Source organism: Pseudogemmobacter sp. TB195 (genome assembly GCF_058313095.1).
Genome location: NZ_JBZEGG010000017.1, coordinates 31,853 through 49,218 on the forward strand (window position 1 = coordinate 31,853; position 17,366 = coordinate 49,218).

At 63.4% G+C, this 17,366-nt stretch carries 19 protein-coding genes; 7 read left to right on the forward strand and 12 right to left on the reverse strand.

Annotated elements, in window-relative coordinates:
* Positions 1-4 precede the first annotated feature (4 nt).
* The 6 genes from AC4FS3_RS17360 to fabF all read right to left on the reverse strand — a co-directional run bounded on the left by AC4FS3_RS17360 (position 5) and on the right by fabF (position 5,934).
* Complete coding sequence (locus tag AC4FS3_RS17360; RefSeq protein WP_198836494.1) at positions 5-250, reverse strand: GTA head formation protein, RCAP_rcc01685 family; 246 nt, start codon at positions 248-250, stop codon at positions 5-7.
* Entirely contained in the window at positions 247-1,479 is a 1,233-nt protein-coding gene (locus tag AC4FS3_RS17365) for a phage portal protein (RefSeq protein WP_491021585.1), read from the reverse strand. Before AC4FS3_RS17365 ends, AC4FS3_RS17360 begins: the two co-directional genes overlap by 4 nt.
* A gap of 128 nt (positions 1,480-1,607) precedes the next feature.
* Positions 1,608-2,951: a DNA-packaging protein gene (locus tag AC4FS3_RS17370; protein ID WP_491021640.1), complete on the reverse strand. Its 1,344-nt coding sequence runs from the start codon at positions 2,949-2,951 to the stop codon at positions 1,608-1,610.
* Positions 2,902-3,330 (reverse strand): permease, encoded by a 429-nt coding sequence (locus AC4FS3_RS17375; RefSeq protein WP_491021586.1) that lies wholly within the window; start codon positions 3,328-3,330, stop codon positions 2,902-2,904. Before AC4FS3_RS17375 ends, AC4FS3_RS17370 begins: the two co-directional genes overlap by 50 nt.
* 159 nt (positions 3,331-3,489) lie before the next feature.
* On the reverse strand, positions 3,490-4,671 hold the full coding sequence (mltG, locus tag AC4FS3_RS17380) for an endolytic transglycosylase MltG (RefSeq protein WP_491021587.1): 1,182 nt from the start codon (positions 4,669-4,671) through the stop codon (positions 3,490-3,492).
* 3 nt (positions 4,672-4,674) lie between these two features.
* Positions 4,675-5,934: a beta-ketoacyl-ACP synthase II gene (gene fabF, locus AC4FS3_RS17385; protein WP_491021588.1), complete on the reverse strand. Its 1,260-nt coding sequence runs from the start codon at positions 5,932-5,934 to the stop codon at positions 4,675-4,677.
* A gap of 206 nt (positions 5,935-6,140) precedes the next feature.
* Here fabF and AC4FS3_RS17390 point away from each other — a divergent pair, with 206 nt between their 5' ends.
* Positions 6,141-6,722 carry a hypothetical protein gene (locus AC4FS3_RS17390; RefSeq protein WP_491021589.1) on the forward strand — a complete coding sequence of 194 codons (582 nt, stop codon included), beginning with the start codon at positions 6,141-6,143 and terminating at the stop codon, positions 6,720-6,722.
* On the opposite strand, the gene AC4FS3_RS17395 is transcribed toward AC4FS3_RS17390, so the two are convergent.
* The 3 genes from AC4FS3_RS17395 to fabD form a co-directional block, all read right to left on the reverse strand.
* Positions 6,703-6,936, reverse strand: coding sequence for an acyl carrier protein (locus tag AC4FS3_RS17395; protein ID WP_092896614.1), 234 nt, complete (start codon positions 6,934-6,936; stop codon positions 6,703-6,705). The genes AC4FS3_RS17390 and AC4FS3_RS17395 overlap by 20 nt on opposite strands.
* A 229-nt stretch (positions 6,937-7,165) precedes the next feature.
* Complete coding sequence (fabG, locus tag AC4FS3_RS17400) at positions 7,166-7,903, reverse strand: 3-oxoacyl-[acyl-carrier-protein] reductase (protein ID WP_092896612.1); 738 nt, start codon at positions 7,901-7,903, stop codon at positions 7,166-7,168.
* Positions 7,904-8,053: 150 nt separating this feature from the next.
* Positions 8,054-8,986, reverse strand: a complete 933-nt coding sequence (fabD, locus tag AC4FS3_RS17405) for an ACP S-malonyltransferase (protein ID WP_491021590.1) — start codon at positions 8,984-8,986, stop codon at positions 8,054-8,056.
* Positions 8,987-9,152: 166 nt separating this feature from the next.
* Here fabD and AC4FS3_RS17410 point away from each other — a divergent pair, with 166 nt between their 5' ends.
* Positions 9,153-10,385 (forward strand): cytochrome b/b6 domain-containing protein, encoded by a 1,233-nt coding sequence (locus AC4FS3_RS17410; protein WP_491021591.1) that lies wholly within the window; start codon positions 9,153-9,155, stop codon positions 10,383-10,385.
* 200 nt (positions 10,386-10,585) lie between these two features.
* On the opposite strand, the gene AC4FS3_RS17415 is transcribed toward AC4FS3_RS17410, so the two are convergent.
* Complete coding sequence (locus AC4FS3_RS17415; protein WP_491021592.1) at positions 10,586-11,167, reverse strand: YceI family protein; 582 nt, start codon at positions 11,165-11,167, stop codon at positions 10,586-10,588.
* A 301-nt stretch (positions 11,168-11,468) separates the two neighbouring features.
* On the opposite strand from AC4FS3_RS17415, the gene rpsF reads away from it, so the two are divergent.
* The 4 genes from rpsF (at position 11,469) to AC4FS3_RS17435 (ending at position 13,572) form a co-directional block, all read left to right on the forward strand.
* Entirely contained in the window at positions 11,469-11,861 is a 393-nt protein-coding gene (rpsF, locus tag AC4FS3_RS17420; RefSeq protein WP_092896604.1) for a 30S ribosomal protein S6, read from the forward strand.
* A 28-nt stretch (positions 11,862-11,889) separates the two neighbouring features.
* On the forward strand, positions 11,890-12,117 hold the full coding sequence (rpsR, locus tag AC4FS3_RS17425) for a 30S ribosomal protein S18 (protein WP_022704737.1): 228 nt from the start codon (positions 11,890-11,892) through the stop codon (positions 12,115-12,117).
* Between the two features lie 13 nt (positions 12,118-12,130).
* Positions 12,131-12,703: a 50S ribosomal protein L9 gene (gene rplI / locus AC4FS3_RS17430; protein ID WP_283177556.1), complete on the forward strand. Its 573-nt coding sequence runs from the start codon at positions 12,131-12,133 to the stop codon at positions 12,701-12,703.
* Positions 12,704-12,900: 197 nt separating this feature from the next.
* Positions 12,901-13,572 (forward strand): ZinT family metal-binding protein, encoded by a 672-nt coding sequence (locus AC4FS3_RS17435; protein ID WP_491021593.1) that lies wholly within the window; start codon positions 12,901-12,903, stop codon positions 13,570-13,572.
* A gap of 51 nt (positions 13,573-13,623) precedes the next feature.
* Here AC4FS3_RS17435 and glnA read toward each other — a convergent pair whose 3' ends face one another.
* A complete protein-coding gene (gene glnA / locus AC4FS3_RS17440; RefSeq protein WP_092896598.1) occupies positions 13,624-15,033 on the reverse strand; it encodes a type I glutamate--ammonia ligase in 1,410 nt (469 codons plus the stop codon).
* Positions 15,034-15,124: 91 nt separating this feature from the next.
* Positions 15,125-15,463, reverse strand: a complete 339-nt coding sequence (locus AC4FS3_RS17445; RefSeq protein WP_092896596.1) for a P-II family nitrogen regulator — start codon at positions 15,461-15,463, stop codon at positions 15,125-15,127.
* A 177-nt stretch (positions 15,464-15,640) separates the two neighbouring features.
* Between AC4FS3_RS17445 and AC4FS3_RS17450 the strand changes: the two genes are divergently transcribed.
* Positions 15,641-17,314 (forward strand): NAD(P)H-hydrate dehydratase, encoded by a 1,674-nt coding sequence (locus tag AC4FS3_RS17450; RefSeq protein ID WP_491021594.1) that lies wholly within the window; start codon positions 15,641-15,643, stop codon positions 17,312-17,314.
* Positions 17,315-17,366: the final 52 nt, after the last annotated feature.

Consider the following 17,366-nt stretch of genomic DNA (forward strand, 5'->3'; position numbering starts at 1 on the left):
ACCCTCATTTCATCGCCGCCCGGATCACCGCCTCGGCGCCCTGAGCCAGCAAAAACCCCGCCCCCCCGCAGACCCCGAGCCAGATCCGCCGCTCCAGCCGCTCCAGCGCCGCGTCGATCTGGCCAAGCCGAAATTCCAGCCCCGCCCAACGCTCCTCCATCACCCGCTCATTGGCTTCGATCCGGGCATGGGCGGCGTCGAAACTGTCAAAGACAAAGCGCGACCCCGCCCCCTCTTTGCGCTGGTTCATGCGCTCCCCTCATCGCCCGGTTCCTCCTCCGGCTCCGGCAGAGGCGGCAGGCCCAGAAGCGCGCGTTTCTCCGCCTCGCTCAGGAAAGACGCCGCGCCGACCCGCGCCCATTGCTGGTCGCGCTCCATCGCCAGTGCCGGGATCTGATCAAGGTCAGGCCGCAGTTCGACCGCCTCGCCGCCAAATCCCGCCAGCCAATGCGACAGCGCTGCCAGCACCCGCGACGCGAGCGGCAAGACCGTCAACCGGTAAAAGGCCCGGTTCGCCTCCTGATAATTGGCGTAAGTAGCGTCGCCGGGGATCCCCATCAGCATCGGCGGCACCCCGAAGGCCACCGCAATCTCGCGCGCTGCCGCGAGTTTCGTCTCGTGAAACTCCATGTCCGAGGGCGAGAACCCCATCGGCTTCCAGTCCAGCCCGCCCTCCAGCAGCATCGGACGCCCGGCGTTCCGTGCCCCCTGGTGATGCGCCTCCATCTCGCAAACCAGCCGGTCATACTGGTCCGGCGTCAGAACGGACTGCCCGTCGGCGCCCTTATAGATGATCGCCCCCGAAGGCCGCGCCGCATTGTCCAGAAGTGACCTCGACCAGGCCGAAGCCGCATTATGTACATCAACCGCCACCGCCGCCGCCTGCATCGGCGACAGGCCATAATGGTCATCCTGCGGATGGAAACTGCGGATATGACAGACCGGGCTCAGCCCTTCTGTGACATCAAAGCGATGCACCCGGCCCGCCACCGAATAGTCAAAGGCCACCGGCCAGCCATCCGCCCCCGGCACCAGCGACATGCGGTCGGGGCGCAATGCGTGCAATTCCCCCGGCACTGCGCCGCTTCCCGGTTCGCCCGGCCCGGGCACCGCCTCCACATAGGCATTGCCGCTGAGCAGAAGATGGCCGTAAACCGCCTCCAGAAGCTCCGCCCGCCCCTGCGCCCCATTGGGCCGCGCCAGCAGCGCCAGCACCGGATGCGCCTCATAGCGACGCTCGCAATCCTGACAGATCACCGGCAAAGCCGCCGCCGCCTCGGCAATCATCCTGACGGCACGAAACCCGACCGGATTGCCCTGAAACCCCGCCCGGGTCAGCGAGACGGCATCACGCACTCCGCCCGCAACCCGGCCACCGCCTCCCGTGACCACGCTTCGGGCAATCACCCGTCCCGTCGCGCTCGCCTTCTGCCCTGGCACCAGCGGCACCCTCGACCTGCCCTTCAGGAAATCGAACACAAAGCCGCTCCTCTTGTAAGCCACGCGAAAACCGCCCCAAAAAAAGACAGCCCGCCGCTGATTTCCTCTTGATCCAGATATTCCTGGGGTCCGGAGGCTCGTCCCCGGCCGCCGCCCGCAGCCCAGCCTCAGATCATGCGCACGCCCGGCTGTCCGATCCGTGAGGAAGGTACGATCATCAGCTCGGTCAGTGCCCAGACCAGAGCATCCAGCCGGTCCGGGCTTCCCTGCCCCTGCCAGCCGGTCCGCGTCATCTTAACCATCTGCTCCTCGAGATCGCCGAGCCCCCGCCGATGCGCAATCCGGCCCTGCTCATACAAAGCCGCCACCGGCTCGGCCCGCAGCATCTTGCCCCGCATCGCCCGTACCTCCCGCACCGGCACCAGCGGATCAACCTGGCGCACGACGCCCGCGACCAGATCGCCGCCCTGGTTCACCTCGACGACCAGCCGCTCGGCGCCGAATTCTTCCATCGCCGCCACCGCCGCCCGCGCCCAGCCATCCGGGCTCGCCCCCCGCACCGTACGGTCTGCCAGCACCACCGCCCGCCACTCGCCGGGCGCTCCACTCGTATCCGCGCCCACCACCACTATACCGCATTCGTCGGATTTCTTGGTCGCCGTCACCGGCGGATCGACCGCCACCACCACCCGCATCGGCGGGATCTCTGCCGCCGCCTGCGCCGCGGTGATCATCGCTCGCGACCAGAGCGCCCCCTCGGCCTCCTCGATCATAAGCCCCTCAAGCTCCTGGCGCCCCTGCGAGGTGCCGCCATAGCGCGCCTTTACCTCCTCAAGATAGCTCTCGGCCAGCCAGGCCCGGTTCGCCTCGGTGGGCGCATGGGTCACCACCGTTGAGGGGTTCTGCAAAATCGCCTTCAGCACCGCCACATTCCGCGGTGTCGTCGTCACGACCTGCTGCGGGTTCTCCCCCAGCCGCAGCCCGAACTGCAGCTGATCCCAGGTCTCTGCGGCTTTGGGCCATTTCGCCAGTTCATCCGCCCAGGCCGCATCGAATTGCGGCCCCCGCAGCCGCTCCGGATCATGGGCTGAAAACAACTGCGCCACCGCGCCATTCGCCCATTCAAGCCGGTTGCGCGAGGCCATCCATTTCGGCCGCCGGTCCGGGGGCGAACAGGCCAGAATGCCGCTTTCTCCCAGCACCATCACTTCGCGCGCCTGTTCCAGCGTCTCCGCAACCAGCGCCACCCGCCGCGCCCGTCCCGGGGCGAGGGCCGTGTCACCCTCGACCATGGCGCGCACCCATTCCGCCCCGGCCCGCGTCTTGCCCGCACCGCGCCCGCCCATGATCACCCAGGACTTCCACGCGCCTTCGGGCGGCATCTGATGCGGCAGCGCCCAGAAATCGAAGATCCACGGCAGCGCCCGCAACGCATTGTCACTCAAACCGCCCAGAAATTCATCAATCTCCCCGGGCAGCGCGGAGGCGAGCCAGTCGGCGCCCGATCTCATCGCGCGCCGCCCCGAGGTCGAGTTCGCCGTCTCCTGCGCCCCCTCCGGCAAGCTCTTTGCGGAGTTTCTCGACATTCCTTCTCTCCTCCAGCAGCGCCTTTGACAGATCGGCCAGATCCCTGACCGCCCGCCGACCCTCTTTTGCCAGTTCGAACCGGCCCTGACGGATCCCCGCAAAAGCCTCGTTCAGCTCCTCCACCGCGATCCGGTAGAGCTCTTCGGTCAGGTTCAGCGCACCCGCCGCTTCGCTCGCGCGGGCGGGGTCGCCGCCCCCTTCCGCAAATATGATCGTCATAGATGCCAGCCCGCCCTTTTGCCGCTCCTTCAAAAGCCAGCCCTGCCGGTTGCGGGCCGTCTCGGGCCAGCAAACCTGCGACATAAAAAAGCGGCCCCGGGGTCGCCCCCTGGCCGCTTTCACACCTCTTTCAGCATGTCATAATCCCTACGTCAGAGCGGACGCAGAGTCAAGAAAAATATCAATTAAACCAGTCACTTAAAGGAACGTCGCGTTTACGTTTTGTTAAGAACGCAACCCCGTTCACTCTGCGCTCTGCACGCCGCCCTGACCGGCCTGCCCCTGCTGCGCCTCAATCTCACGCCAGCGCGCGACATTCGCGTTATGCTCCGCAAGGGTCACCGCAAAGGCGTGTCCGCCCGTGCCATCCGCAACAAAGAACACATAATCCGACTGTTCCGGATGCAGCGCCGCAGCAATGGATGCCCGCCCCGGATTGGCAATCGGGGTCGGCGGCAACCCATTAATAACATAGGTATTGTAAGGGGTTGAACGGCGCAGCTCGCTTTGCCGCAGCCCCCGGCCCAACACGCCCTCTCCCTTGGTGATGCCATAGATCACCGTCGGGTCGGTCTGAAGCCGCATCCCCTGCCGCAGCCGGTTGACAAAGACGCTGGCGACCAGCCCGCGCTCCTCCGAAACGCCGGTTTCCTTCTCGATAATCGAGGCCATGATCATCGCCTGTTCCGGCGTGTCATAGGGCAGCCCCTCATCACGCCCCATCCAGAGATCGGCCATGATCCGTTCCTGATTGGCGCTCATCTGCGCGATCAGGCCCGCACGGTCGCCGCCGCGCACCACGTCATAACTTTGTGGCGCAAGGGACCCTTCCGGTGGCACGCCGGAAATCTCACCCGACAGGAAATCCACCTTCTTCAGCGCATCAACTACCGCCCAGGAGGTCACGCCCTCCACCACCGTCACCGTGAACCGCATATCGGGTTTGGCCGCCGCTTCGGTATAATCCGCCGGCCGCTCTACCGCATCGGGCGCGAATTTCGCCACTTCGACAAAGCGGTTGGTCGTGGGGTCCAGCTCGCGCAGCACCACATTCGCGCTCGCCACACCGATCACCAGCTGGATCTCCTGCCCGCAGGTCGAGGCCCCGCCCAGGGTCAGCGCCCCCAGGACGTCATCCATCGTGGCGCCGGGGGGAATCAGGTAAGAGCCGAATTTCAGATCCTTGGCCCGCCCCGAATATTCCGCGCCGATCCGGAAGATCCGCGCATCGGCCACAGCGCCGCGCGTCTCCAGGGTGCGCGAGACCGAGGCGAGGCTCGCGCCCCGCTCGACCTGCACACAGACCGCCTCCGTCAGCGGCCCGGGGCTGACATAGACATTGCGCCCCCAGGCCACCAGCGCCGCCGCCGCGATCAACAGAACGATGAAAAACGTCAGCGCGTTAGAGGCGATACTTTTCCACATAGATTACTTGACCCTACCAAGAACAAGGCTGGCATTGGTGCCGCCAAAGCCAAAGCTGTTCGACAAAGCGATATCGATCTTGCGTTCGACCTTTTTGTTCGCAGCCAGGTTCAGCTTCGGCGCCACTGCCGGGTTATCAAGATTGATCGTCGGCGGCGCCACCTGGTCGCGGATCGCGAGGATACAGAAAATCGCCTCCACCGCGCCGGCCGCCCCCAGCAGGTGACCAATCGAGGACTTGGTCGAGGACATCACCGCATTCCCCGCCGCATCACCCAGCAGGCGCTCCACCGCGCCCAGCTCAATCGTATCCGCCATGGTCGAGGTGCCATGCGCATTGATGTAATCCACTTGGTCGGGCGTGATCCCGGCCCGGGCCAGCGCCGCCTTCATCGACCGGAAGCCGCCATCGCCATCTTCCGAGGGTGCGGTGATATGATAGGCATCGCCCGAAAGCCCATAGCCCAGCACCTCGGCATAGATCTTCGCGCCACGGGCTTTTGCGTGCTCATATTCCTCCAGCACCACGACGCCCGCGCCCTCGCCCATCACGAATCCATCGCGGTCCGCGTCATAGGGCCGGCTCGCTTTTGTCGGTTCATCGCCGCGCTTCGTCGACAGCGCCTTGCAGGCGTTGAACCCGGCAATCCCGATTTCCGAGATCGGGCTCTCCGCGCCGCCTGCCACCATGACATCGGCATCGCCGAAGCTGATCAGCCGCGCCGCATCGCCAATCGCATGCGCCCCGGTCGAACAGGCCGTGACAACCGCATGGTTCGGCCCCTTGAAGCCAAAGCGGATAGAGACCTGGCCCGAGATCAGGTTGATCAGCGAGGCCGGGATGAAGAAGGGCGAAACCCGCTTCGGCCCCTTTTCTTTGATCAGGATCGCGGTTTCGGCAATTGTCGAAAGCCCGCCGATTCCCGATCCGATCATCACACCGGTGCGCTCGCGATCTTCTTCAGTTTCAGGCTCCCAGCCAGAATCCCGCACTGCCTGCACCGCCGCCGCCACCCCGTAAAGGATGAAGTCATCGACTTTGCGCTGCTCTTTCGGCTCCATCCAGTCATCAGGATTGAAGGTGCCATCGCTGCCGTCGCCGCGCGGAATCTCACAGGCATATTGCGTAACCACAGTCGACGCATCAAACCGCGTGATCGGGCCTGCGCCGGATTTTCCCTCCAGCAGGCGGCTCCAGGTCTCTTCCACCCCGGAGGCCAGCGGTGTGACCATTCCCAGACCCGTAACGACTACACGGCGCATATGTGCACTCCCTCGCAAGGCGATCATTTCCCTTCGCCTGATACACGCGCACCCGCGCGCCCGCAACAGAAGGGGTAGAAGGCGGGCAAAGCCATGCCACCAACCGGATGCCACACGCCCCGCCTGCCTCCGGAATTCTCCGGATCAGAGGCTGCGTCATGAGAGAACTTTCCAATCTACCTGAGCCCACCTCCGTCAGGGCAACCATGAACCGCCTGCTACGCGCCCGTTTCGACAGCCTCTCCATCACCCCGGCTGATTGCGAAGCCGAGCCTCTGGACGAGCGGGAGACGCTCTGCGACTGCTGCGCCAGCAAAAGCCGCGATGTCTCCGGCTATCTGCATCTGAAATCCGGGCCGACCATCGCGGCCTGTTTCATGCAATGGACGCCCGGGGCTTCGCTGAAAACCCATCCCGCGGATTTCGATCTCATTATCGGCCCCAGGGATTCGGAAGCGGCGCACAACGCGCGATGCGCGGTCTCTCTCATCCGCTTTGACAGTGATTCCGGCCCTGGCGTGATGGTGATCGATGCCGCCAGCCGCCAGAGCGCCCACAGCGAGCTGGCGGCCACGCGCTGCAAAGCGACGCGGTCATCAGCACCGTTTTCGCGCGAACGGTCTTCGCCCTCTTTGACGCGGCCCTGCTGCAAGATCCCCGCCTTGCGGAGTTCCTCAGCCCCGGCTGAGCCCCTGCCGCAAAGCCTGCACAAACAAAAAGGCTCCCCGAAACCGGGGAGCCTTTCTTATCCCGAAAGGGACAAAACGATCAGACAGCTTTCGAGATGAAGCCGACCGCATCGCCGAAGGTCTGGATGGTTTCAGCGGCGTCATCCGGAATCTCGATGCCGAATTCTTCTTCGAAAGCCATGACCAGCTCGACCGTGTCCAGCGAGTCAGCACCCAGGTCGTCGATAAAGGAAGCGGTCTCGGTGACCTTATCCTCTTCAACGCCGAGATGCTCGACAACGATCTTTTTCACGCGATCTGCGATGTCGCTCATGTTTCGTCCTCTACTCCGTTCGCGGGGTCATGCCCCCGGCCTGGTTATCCGCGCCAGAGATGGTCTCCCCGATCGCGGCAGCACCGGGGCGAGCCCCCGGATTCTGGCGGGCGCTATAGCACAGCCGCGCTCCATGGCAAATGCTTTCCGGGCCAAAGGTCAAGTGCCGACACCCTGCCGACCCTATCCGAAGGCCCAGAAAACCTCATATCAGCGCTTCTGTCCGGGCTCAGATCATCGCCATTCCGCCATTCACATGCAAAGTGGCGCCCGTGACATAGCCCGCCTCATCCGAGGCCAGATAAATCACCGCCGCCGCAATCTCTTCGGGGCGCCCCATCCGCCCCGCAGGCACCGCCGAGAGAATCCCCCCCTTCTGTGCCTCGTTCAGCTTGTCGGTCATCGCGGTCTCGATGAAGCCCGGCGCCACGCAGTTCACGGTGATGCCCCGGCTTGCGACTTCCGTCGCAAGGGCTTTCGACATCCCCACCAGACCCGCTTTCGAGGCGCAGTAATTCGCCTGGCCCGGATTGCCGGTGGTGCCGACGACGGAAGAGATATTGATGATCCGCCCCTTGCGCGCCTTCATCATCCCCCGGATCGCGGCACGGCACAGGCGGAAGCTCGCGGTCAGATTGACGTCGATGACGCTGGCCCAATCCTCATCCGACATGCGCATCGCAAGCCCGTCACGGGTGATCCCGGCATTGTTGACGAGGATATCGACCGATCCCATCGCCTCGCCTGCGCGTTTCACAAGGCCCTCGACCTCTTCCGCAACCGAAAGATTGCATTCCAGCACATGCGCCCGCGCGCCAAGCTCTGCCGCCAGCGCCTCCAAAGGCGCAACCCGCGTCCCCGACAGCCCGACGACAGCGCCCGCCTTGTGCAAAGCGCGTGCAATATCTGCGCCGATCCCGCCAGAAGCGCCGGTCACCAGCGCCGTCTTTCCCGTCAGATCAAACATAAACCATTCTCCCAAAGGCCTGAGGCCTTTTCATCTGTCTTTAAACATCCCGGGGCGGGACCATTGCCAGCGCCACGGGTTCCGCCACTGGTTCGGGACACCATCGGCCGCCGGGGGCCGTCCCCCGGCCCGTGCCCCCTCTCGAAAGGCTCAGCCCTTCAGCGCCGCCACATCCGCAGGCGTGCCCACAGGCTTCACAACGGCTTCTTTCTGAATCCGCCGGATCATCCCCGCCAGCGCCTTGCCGGCGCCGACTTCCCAATATTCCGTGACGCCCGCACGTTCCATCCACAGGACCGATTCCCGCCACCGGACCGAGCCGGTCACCTGCGCCACCAGAAGATCGCTGATCTTCGATGCCTCCGTCACCGCCTCGGCCCGCACATTGGCGACCAAAGGCACCACCGGGTCGGAAATCACCACCCCGGCCAGCGCCTCCGCCATCCGGGCCGCCGCAGGCTGCATCAGGGCACAATGGAAAGGTGCGCTGACCGGCAAAAGGATCGCCCGCTTCGCGCCACGCGCTTTTGCGATTTCGACCGCACGCTCGACGGCCGCCTTATGGCCCGACACCACCACCTGGGCGGGGTCATTGTCATTCGCCGCCTGGCAGACCTCGCCCTGCGCCGCTTCTGCCGCCACCTCTGAGGCCGTCGCGAAATCAAGCCCGAGAAGCGCCGCCATCGCCCCCACGCCCACCGGCACCGCCTCCTGCATCGCCACACCGCGCACCCGGAGCAGCCGTGCCGTATCGGTCAGGCTCAGGCTCCCCGCCGCGCAAAGCGCCGAATATTCGCCAAGGCTGTGCCCGGCGACGAAATCCGCCGTGCCCTTCAGCGGAAAGCCCTCCGCCTCCAGCACCCGCACTGCCGCAATCGAGGTCGCCATCAGCGCCGGCTGCGCGTTCTGCGTCAGCGTCAGTTCGGCAATATCCCCCTCGCGGATCAGGACCGAGAGCTTTTCGCCCAAAGCCTCATCCACCTCATCAAAGACGGCTTGCGCAACCGGCCAGGTCGCGGCCAGTTCCACTCCCATCCCGATCGCCTGAGCGCCCTGACCGGGAAAAACAAATGCACGGCTCATGCGTGATCCTCCATGAATTTCCTCTCAGATAGCGCGATCCCCCCCCTCTCGCAATGTTGAGCAAAAGCGCCGCACAGTCGCTGTGCCCTGATCCGCGATGTCTCCGCGCCCCGATCCTGCTATTCTGCCGGTCAAAGTCCTCTCCAGACCAATCCCGGAGCCCATAATGCAAGCCCGCAACACGGTTGCCAGTTATGGCCGCGTCAGCCGCATCTTCCACTGGCTGACCGCCGCCCTGATCATCACGACCTTCCCCCTCGGCCTCATCGCCGAAAACCTGCCCTATGCCACCTCGGAAGAGCTCGCGCTCAAGGCACAGCTCTTCTCGGTCCATAAGACATTGGGGGTCACGGTGTTCTTCGTGGCGCTGGCCCGCATCGTCTGGGCCCTGACCGAGACCCGCCCCGCGCCGGTCCATCCCGGCCGCAGGCTCGAGACATTTGCGGCCGAAACGGTGCACTGGTCGCTCTATATCTCGCTGGTGCTCGTGCCGCTGACAGGCTGGATCCATCACGCGGCGGTCGAGGGCTTCGCCCCGATCCTGTGGCCTTTCGGGCAAAACCTGCCCCTGGTGCCGAAATCCGAAACCATCGGCCAGGTCTTCGGCGCGGCCCACGGGCTTTTCGTCTGGATCCTGCTGGCCGCGCTGGTCCTCCATATCGCCGGGGCGCTGAAACATGTGATCATCGACCGCGATGTGACGCTGGCGCGCATGGTCAAGGGCACGCCCTCCATGGCAGGTCACCCGCATCAGGCCCGCGCGCCCGTCCTCGCCGCACTCCTGCTCTGGGCCGCCGCCAGCTTTGCCGCATGGGAGATCAGCCGCCCCGCCACTACCCTGCCCAACACGGCCTTAGCCTCTGCCCCCCCTCAGGAGGCGCAACCGCAGCCCAAGGCCCCCGCAGCAGACGGCACCGCCACCTGGCAGGTTGAAAGCGGCAGCCTCGCGCTTTCGGTGCAGCAAATGGGCAGCGCCGTCGCAGGCCAGTTCGCCACCTGGTCCGCCGATATCACCTTCGATGAGACCCCGACCGAAGGCCGCAACGGCCAGGTCACAGTGAAAATCGACACCACGAGCCTCAGCCTCGGCTCGGTCTCCGACCAGGCGAAAGGCGCGGATTTCTTTGACGTGGCCAACCATCCCGGCGCCACCTTCACCGCAACCATCCGCCCCGAAGGCAAGGCTTATATCGCCGAAGGCACGCTTGATCTGCGCGGCCAGGTGAAACCGGTCAGCCTTCCCTTCAGCCTCACGATCACCGGCGACACCGCCGTGATGAAGGGCGAAACCACAATCGACCGCCGTGATTTCGGCATGGGCGCCAGCTTCGGCGACGAATCCCAGGTCGGCTTCCCGGTCCTCGTCACCATCGGGCTGACTGCCAAACGCCAGAACTGACAGATCCCAGCCTGGCTACTTATACGCGCGCCCTCCTCCACGGGCGCGCGTTTTCGTGCGCCCCCCAGCTTCCGCAAAACACACAAGCCGCACCTTCCTCCTGAAAAAAATACTCCCGCCGGAGGCATCCCCGGCCCGCCAAAGAAAAAGGCCGCCCGGATCTCTCCGGACGGCCTCAGATCTTCCGGCGTCGAAACCGGTCAGTCGGCCTTGCCGGCCTCGAGGTTGATCGTCACCGGCACTTCGTCGCTGACGAAGGGCGCGACCATGCCCAGCCCGAATTCAGACCGGATCAGCGTGGTGGTTGCGGTCAGGCCGATCCACGGCTTTTTCTCCATCGGATGCTCGCCGGCCTGGTTCAGCACGGTGTCCAGCACCACCGCTTTCGTCACACCGTTCAGCGTCAGATCTCCGGTGATCTTCGCGGTCTTCTCACCGGTCACCTCGATCGAGGTCGATTTGAAGGTCACGTCCTTATTCACTTCGGCATTGAAGAAATCTGCGGTCATGAAGTGATCATAGCGCGCCTGGAAGCCGGTAATCAGGGTCGAAACCGGGAAGGACACTTCCACCGACGAGTCCGCCGGTGCATCCGCATCGAAATTCACCAGGCCCTCAAAACCCGAGAACATGCCGTAATTGGTCGAGAAGCCAAGGTGATTATAGCTGAAAACGATCTGGCTGTGCCCCGGATCGACATTGTATTTCACAGCCTCTGCGAAAGCGGGGGCGGTGAAAGCAGCCAGGGCGGCGGCAAGAGCGAAAGAAAGCGGGCGGTTCATACCAGTCTCCATGAATGGACTTAAGATGTCGCGAGAGTGCCGGTCATGCTGCAGACGCACAATCCGGCAGGAGCGAACAGCATCCCTGCACCTGTGAACAGTCACAATCCCGCCAGACCTTCCGTGAACGGCGGGCTTTTGCCATTGTCCCCTCCGCCCCCTTCTTCCTTGCGCCCCTCCGCTTTCCCTGTATAAGGCCCCATCCTTTCCGAATACCCATGAACCGGCGTAGCCTCTCGTGGACGGGCCCGGAAAGGTCTTTGCCCGTCCTATGAAGCCGCCCTGTCAGCAAGGAAGCCTCATGCCGCTTTACGAGCATGTCTTCATCGCGCGCCAGGATCTCTCCAACGCGCAGGCCGAAGGCCTCATCGAACATTTCTCCACGGTTCTCGCAGATAACGGCGGCAAAGTCGTCGAGCACGAGTACTGGGGCGTCAAAACGATGGCCTATAAGATCAACAAGAACCGCAAGGGCCATTTCACCCTGCTGAAGTCGGATGCTCCGGCGGCTGCAGTGCAGGAAATGGAACGTCTGATGCGTCTGCATGACGACGTGATGCGTATCCTGACCATCAAGGTCGATAAGCACACCGACGGCCCCTCGGTTCAGATGCAGAAACGTGACGAGCGTGAAGGCCGTGGCGACCGCGAAGGCGGCGACCGTGGCGGTTACGAACGCCGCGAGCGTCGCTGATCAACGCCTGAAGAAAGGTCCATAAACCATGGCGAATAAACCGTTTTTCCGCCGCCGCAAGGTTTGCCCCTTCTCGGGCGACAATGCTCCGGCAATCGACTACAAAGACACCCGTCTCCTGCAGCGCTACGTTTCCGAGCGCGGCAAGATCGTTCCGTCGCGCATCACCGCCGTCTCGGCGAAGAAACAGCGCGAACTGGCACGGGCCATCAAGCGCGCACGTTTCCTCGCGCTTCTCCCCTATGCCGTGAAGTGAGGAGCACCGAACCATGCAAGTGATCCTGCTCCAGCGCGTGGCGAAACTCGGCCAGATGGGCGAAGTCGTCAACGTCAAGCCGGGCTATGCCCGCAACTACCTCCTGCCGCAAGGCAAGGCGCTGCGCGCCAATGAGGCCAACATCAAAGGGTTCGAGGCGCGCAAGTCGCAGCTCGAAGCTGACAACCTCGAGACCAAAAAAGAAGCCGAAGCCGCCGCTGCAAAGATCGACGGTCAGACCTTCATCGTGATCCGTTCGGCCTCCGAATCGGGCGCGCTTTACGGTTCGGTCACCGGTCGTGACGTATCCGAAGCGGCTACCGCTGCGGGCTTCACCATCGGCCGTGGCCAGGTCGCACAGGATCAGCCGATCAAGTATCTCGGCATCCACCCGATCACCGTCGTGCTGCATCCGGAAGTCTCGGTCAGCGTTTCGGTGAACGTGGCCCGTTCGGTCGAAGAAGCTGCGCTGCAGGCTTCGGGCAAGTCGGTCCAGGAACTCGCAGCCGAGGCGGAAGCCCAGGCGGAATTCGAGATCTCCGAGCTGTTCGACGACATGGGCTCTGCCGCGTCGGACGACGAATAATCAGATCCGCCGCTCCGGATCGGTAAGGCCGCGCCCCACCGGGCGCGGCCTTTTTCATTGGCGGATCCCTGCGGCGGATCCCTGCCCCGGCCGGCAGGTTTCTCTTGCCCCGCCCTGCGCGGCTCGGTAGTCATAAATAGTTATAGTATCACATAACGAATCGCGGGATCTTCCGCCCGATCCAGGGGATAAAGTCCATGGCCGCCTTCCTTCACCGCCCGCTGCTCCTCGGCGCGCTCGCCTTCACCGCCTCGCTCTCGCTTGCCATGGCCGATACTGCAAAGAAAGACCATGACCACTCGCATGGCCATTCCCACAGCCATGACGCGGCGAAGAGCCAGATCTACAAGGGATATTTCGAAGACAGCCAGATCGGCAACCGCGCGCTTTCCGATTGGGAAGGTGACTGGCAATCGGTCTGGCCGCTGTTGAAAGACGGCACGCTCGACCCCGTTATGGCCGAAAAGGCCGCGCATGGCGACAAATCTGCGGCCGACTACAAAGCCTATTACGAGACTGGCTATGCCACCGAAACCGACCGCATCACCATCACCGGCGACCAGATCACCTTCAAAACCGCTGACGGTACGGCGACCGGCACCTATGCTGCGGATGGTTATGAGATCCTGACCTATGAAAAGGGCAATCGCGGCGTTCGCTTCATCTTCAGAAAGACCGCCGGCGACGCACGCGCGCCAGGCTTCATCCAGTTCAGCGACCATATCATCGCGCCCGAAAAATCCGGGCATTTCCATCTTTATTTCGGCGATGACCGCGCGGCTTTGCTGCAGGAACTGACCAACTGGCCGACCTATTACCCCGCCGCGCTCAGCGGGGCAGAGATCGTCACCGAAATGACCGCGCACTGAAACGAAAAAGGGCGGCCCATCGGGCCGCCCTTTCCGATCTTTCCCTGCGGATCAGCAGGAATAATACATCGCATACTCGATCGGGTGCGGCGTATGCTCATAGGCATAAACCTCTTCCCATTTCAGGGCGATATAGGATTGCAGCTGGTCTTTGGTGAACACATCGCCTGCGACCAGGAAGTCCATATCCTTTTCCAGCTCTTCCAGAGCCTCACGAAGCGAGCCGCAAACGGTCGGGATCGCTGCCAGTTCTTCGGGCGGCAGGTCATAGAGGTCTTTATCCGATGCCGGGCCCGGATCGATCTTGTTCCTGATGCCATCAAGGCCAGCCATCAGCAGCGCTGCAAACGCCAGATAGGGGTTCGCGACCGGATCGGGGAACCGCGCTTCGACGCGCTTTGCCTTCGGCGATTCCGTCCACGGAATACGAACGCAACCCGAGCGGTTGCGCGCCGAATAGGCCCGCAGAACCGGCGCTTCAAAGCCCGGGATCAGACGCTTGTAGCTGTTGGTCGAGGGGTTGGTCAGCGCGTTCAGCGCTTTCGCATGCTTCAGGATGCCGCCGATGAACCACAGGGCTTCCTGTGACAGGTCAGCATATTTATCGCCTGCGAACAGCGGCTTGCCGTTCTTCCAGATCGACATGTTCACATGCATCCCCGAGCCGTTATCGCCCTTCATGGGCTTGGGCATGAAGGTCACGGTCTTGCCGTAAGCATGCGCCACATTGTGGATCACATACTTGTATTTCTGCATGTTGTCGGCCTGTTCGACCAGACCCCCGAAGATCATCCCCAGCTCGTGCTGGCAGGTGGCGACCTCGTGGTGGTGCTTGTCGACCTTCATCCCCATGCGCTTCATGGTCGAGAGCATCTCGCCGCGCAGGTCCTGGGCCTCATCCACCGGGTTCACCGGGAAGTAGCCGCCCTTATGGCCAGCGCGATGGGCGAGGTTGCCGCCTTCGATTTCGGCATCGGTATTCCAGGCAGCCGCTTCGGCGTCGATCTGGAACGAGACCTTCTGCGGCGTGATCGAATAGCGCACGTCGTCGAAGATGAAGAATTCAGCTTCCGGGCCAAAGAACGCCGTATCGCCAATCCCGGTGGCTTTCAGATAGGCCTCTGCCTTGGTCGCGGTCTGACGCGGGCAACGGTCATAGGCCTCATTGGTGTCGGGCTCGACCACGTTGCAATGCACCGCAAGCGTTTTCTCGGCATAGAAGGGATCGAGATAGATCGAGGTCGGATCCGGGATCAGTTTCATATCGGACTGATCAATCGACTTCCAGCCCGCGATCGACGAGCCGTCGAACATGAAACCTTCTTCGAACCAGTCTTCATCAATCAGATCAACAACCAGCGTGACATGCTGGAGCTTGCCTTTCGGGTCGGTGAAGCGGACGTCGACATATTCGACTTCCTCGTCCTTGATCAGTTTGAGAGCCTTCGCAACCGCGCTCATCTGACTGCCTTTCGTTCAGGGTTAACACTCGCCGGGTCTGCGCCATCTGCGCCTGCCCGTATTCGGAAATTTGTAGGATCAGATCGCCGGATCAGATCGCATCATCGCCGGTTTCGCCGGTCCGGATGCGGATCGCCTGCTCGACCGGAGAGACAAAGATCTTGCCGTCGCCGATTTTGTCGGTGCGCGCAGCCGAAACGATGGCCTCGACGGCCGCTTCGACCATGTCATCCGCCAGGATCACTTCGATCTTCACCTTGGGCAGGAAGTCGACGACATATTCGGCCCCGCGATACAGCTCGGTATGCCCCTTCTGACGCCCGAATCCCTTGACCTCGGTGACCGAGAGCCCCTGGATTCCGGCTTCCTGCAGGGCTTCCTTGACCTCATCAAGTTTGAAGGGCTTGATGATCGCCTCAACCTTCTTCATCCGCCGACTCCTCCGTTCCTGTCTCTGACCATCGACCATTTCCACATCAGACGGGCAATCGCGATGGCCCGGCAAGCGTTCAAGCCGGGCGGAAATTCGCGCGACATGCACAATATTTAATCACACAGTCACAAAAACAGGCGACATTGGAACGCCCATGCAGCAAACAGGCAAAAAATGAGCATAGTTCTGACCTCGGCGCAGATGCGGGCGGTTGAAAATGACGCCATTGCCTCGGGTGCGGTCACCGGGCTGGAACTGATGGAGCGCGCCGGTCAGGCAGTGGTTGACGCGGTTCTCGCCGCCCGGGCCCCGGATCAAACCTTGCCTGGACGCGCCATGATCTTCTGCGGCCCGGGCAATAATGGCGGCGACGGGTTTGTCATCGCGCGCCTGCTGCATGATCAGGGCTGGAAGGTTGATGTTTATCTGACCGGCGATCCGGCGCGGATGCCAGCGGATGCGCGCACCAACCACGATCTCTGGCTGCAACTCGGCCCGGTCCAGGACCCTGCCGCCTGCGATCCCTGGGATATCCGGCCCGATCTGGTGGTGGATGCCCTGCTGGGGACCGGCGTCTCGCGCCCGGCTCAGGGGCCGATGCTCGCGGCGCTGGAAAAGCTTGGCGAGGCGGTGGCGCTTGCAGAGGGGCTCTCGGTCGCGGTCGATCTTCCCTCAGGGCTTTGCGCTGACAGTGGCAAGGCCTTCGGCAGTCTGTATGAGGTCGATCTGACCGTCACCTTCGGCTTTTTCAAATGCGGCCATTTTCTCGCCGAGGGCCCATCCCATTGCGGCAGGCTGCTTTGCTCCGATATCGGGCTGGATCCGGAGGCGCCTTCCAGGCTTTTTCGCCGTATAAATCGCGAACGCCCCCGGCCCCGCCTTGATCTTACGGACGTGACCTGGATCGTAGATGGTCGTGAACTGCGTCCGGGATTTTCAGGAAAGAAAAGCAGGCTCGACAAGGGCTGGTATGATACCGGCGGCCATAAATTCAGCCATGGCCATGCGCTGGTCGCAGGCGGGGCCGCCGGGCGCAGTGGCGCCGCGCGGCTCTCGGCCCGCAGCGCCCTTCGGATCGGTGCAGGGCTGGTGACTTTGGCAAGCCCTCCGGAGGCAATGGCCGAAAATGCGGCGCGACTTGATGCGATCATGCTGTCACCTGTCAGGGATGCGGCAGTGCTGACCGCCTTGCTGGAGGACAAGCGGATCAACGCGCTTTGCATCGGGCCAGCGCTTGGGACAGGTCCGCGAGAGGCCGATCTGGTGCGGGCGGTGCTGGACGCCGGGAGGCCGGCGGTGCTGGACGCGGATGCGCTGTCGCTGCTGGCCGCCGATCCGGATCTCTTTGCGCGCCTGCATGAAAAGACGGTCCTGACACCGCATGGCGGCGAATTCAGCCGCCTTTTCCCCGAAATCGCGGCGCAACTGGCGACGCCGCCCGGCGCGGGGCCGGTTTTCTCCCGGATTGACGCGGCGCGCGCGGCGGCACGGCAGTCGGGTTGTATCGTCTTGCTGAAGGGTCACGACACCGTGATCGCCGCACCGGATGGCGGTGCAGACATCAATTCCGCCGCCTATGGGCGGGAGGCGCCCTGGCTCGCGACAGCGGGATCGGGGGATGTGTTGGCCGGGATCATCACCGGACTTCTGGCGCGCGGGATCAGGCCTTTTGAGGCCGCCTGTCTCGGCCCTTGGCTACATGTCGAAGCAGCGCGCAGCTTCGGCCCGGGGCTGATCGCGGAAGATCTGCCCGAGGCGCTGCCAAAGGTTCTCCGCGCGACAGAGCGGTGGAGGGAGCCTCTGGCTGCCTTCGGGACGCCTCCGGCGGGCCTGTTTGTGTCAGGGTAACATGGCAAAGCGCGACCGGTCGCACACCCGCGCTTACGAACCAGGAGGAGAG

What these genes read in the sequence shown, in the direction of transcription:
- fabG (WP_092896612.1), bottom strand. Translation starts at nt 7,903, where the DNA reads ATGTTTGATCTGACGGGAAAGACGGCGCTGGTGACCGGCGCTTCTGGC.
- AC4FS3_RS17360 (WP_198836494.1), bottom strand. Translation starts at nt 250, where the DNA reads ATGAACCAGCGCAAAGAGGGGGCGGGGTCGCGCTTTGTCTTTGACAGT.
- fabD (WP_491021590.1), bottom strand. Translation starts at nt 8,986, where the DNA reads ATGAGCCGTGCATTTGTTTTTCCCGGTCAGGGCGCTCAGGCGATCGGG.
- AC4FS3_RS17390 (WP_491021589.1), top strand. Translation starts at nt 6,141, where the DNA reads ATGAACCGCCTGCTACGCGCCCGTTTCGACAGCCTCTCCATCACCCCG.
- AC4FS3_RS17435 (WP_491021593.1), top strand. Translation starts at nt 12,901, where the DNA reads ATGGCCGCCTTCCTTCACCGCCCGCTGCTCCTCGGCGCGCTCGCCTTC.
- AC4FS3_RS17450 (WP_491021594.1), top strand. Translation starts at nt 15,641, where the DNA reads ATGAGCATAGTTCTGACCTCGGCGCAGATGCGGGCGGTTGAAAATGAC.
- rpsR (WP_022704737.1), top strand. Translation starts at nt 11,890, where the DNA reads ATGGCGAATAAACCGTTTTTCCGCCGCCGCAAGGTTTGCCCCTTCTCG.
- rplI (WP_283177556.1), top strand. Translation starts at nt 12,131, where the DNA reads ATGCAAGTGATCCTGCTCCAGCGCGTGGCGAAACTCGGCCAGATGGGC.
- fabF (WP_491021588.1), bottom strand. Translation starts at nt 5,934, where the DNA reads ATGCGCCGTGTAGTCGTTACGGGTCTGGGAATGGTCACACCGCTGGCC.
- AC4FS3_RS17445 (WP_092896596.1), bottom strand. Translation starts at nt 15,463, where the DNA reads ATGAAGAAGGTTGAGGCGATCATCAAGCCCTTCAAACTTGATGAGGTC.
- rpsF (WP_092896604.1), top strand. Translation starts at nt 11,469, where the DNA reads ATGCCGCTTTACGAGCATGTCTTCATCGCGCGCCAGGATCTCTCCAAC.
- mltG (WP_491021587.1), bottom strand. Translation starts at nt 4,671, where the DNA reads ATGTGGAAAAGTATCGCCTCTAACGCGCTGACGTTTTTCATCGTTCTG.
- AC4FS3_RS17410 (WP_491021591.1), top strand. Translation starts at nt 9,153, where the DNA reads ATGCAAGCCCGCAACACGGTTGCCAGTTATGGCCGCGTCAGCCGCATC.
- AC4FS3_RS17370 (WP_491021640.1), bottom strand. Translation starts at nt 2,951, where the DNA reads ATGAGATCGGGCGCCGACTGGCTCGCCTCCGCGCTGCCCGGGGAGATT.
- AC4FS3_RS17415 (WP_491021592.1), bottom strand. Translation starts at nt 11,167, where the DNA reads ATGAACCGCCCGCTTTCTTTCGCTCTTGCCGCCGCCCTGGCTGCTTTC.
- AC4FS3_RS17395 (WP_092896614.1), bottom strand. Translation starts at nt 6,936, where the DNA reads ATGAGCGACATCGCAGATCGCGTGAAAAAGATCGTTGTCGAGCATCTC.
- AC4FS3_RS17375 (WP_491021586.1), bottom strand. Translation starts at nt 3,330, where the DNA reads ATGTCGCAGGTTTGCTGGCCCGAGACGGCCCGCAACCGGCAGGGCTGG.
- glnA (WP_092896598.1), bottom strand. Translation starts at nt 15,033, where the DNA reads ATGAGCGCGGTTGCGAAGGCTCTCAAACTGATCAAGGACGAGGAAGTC.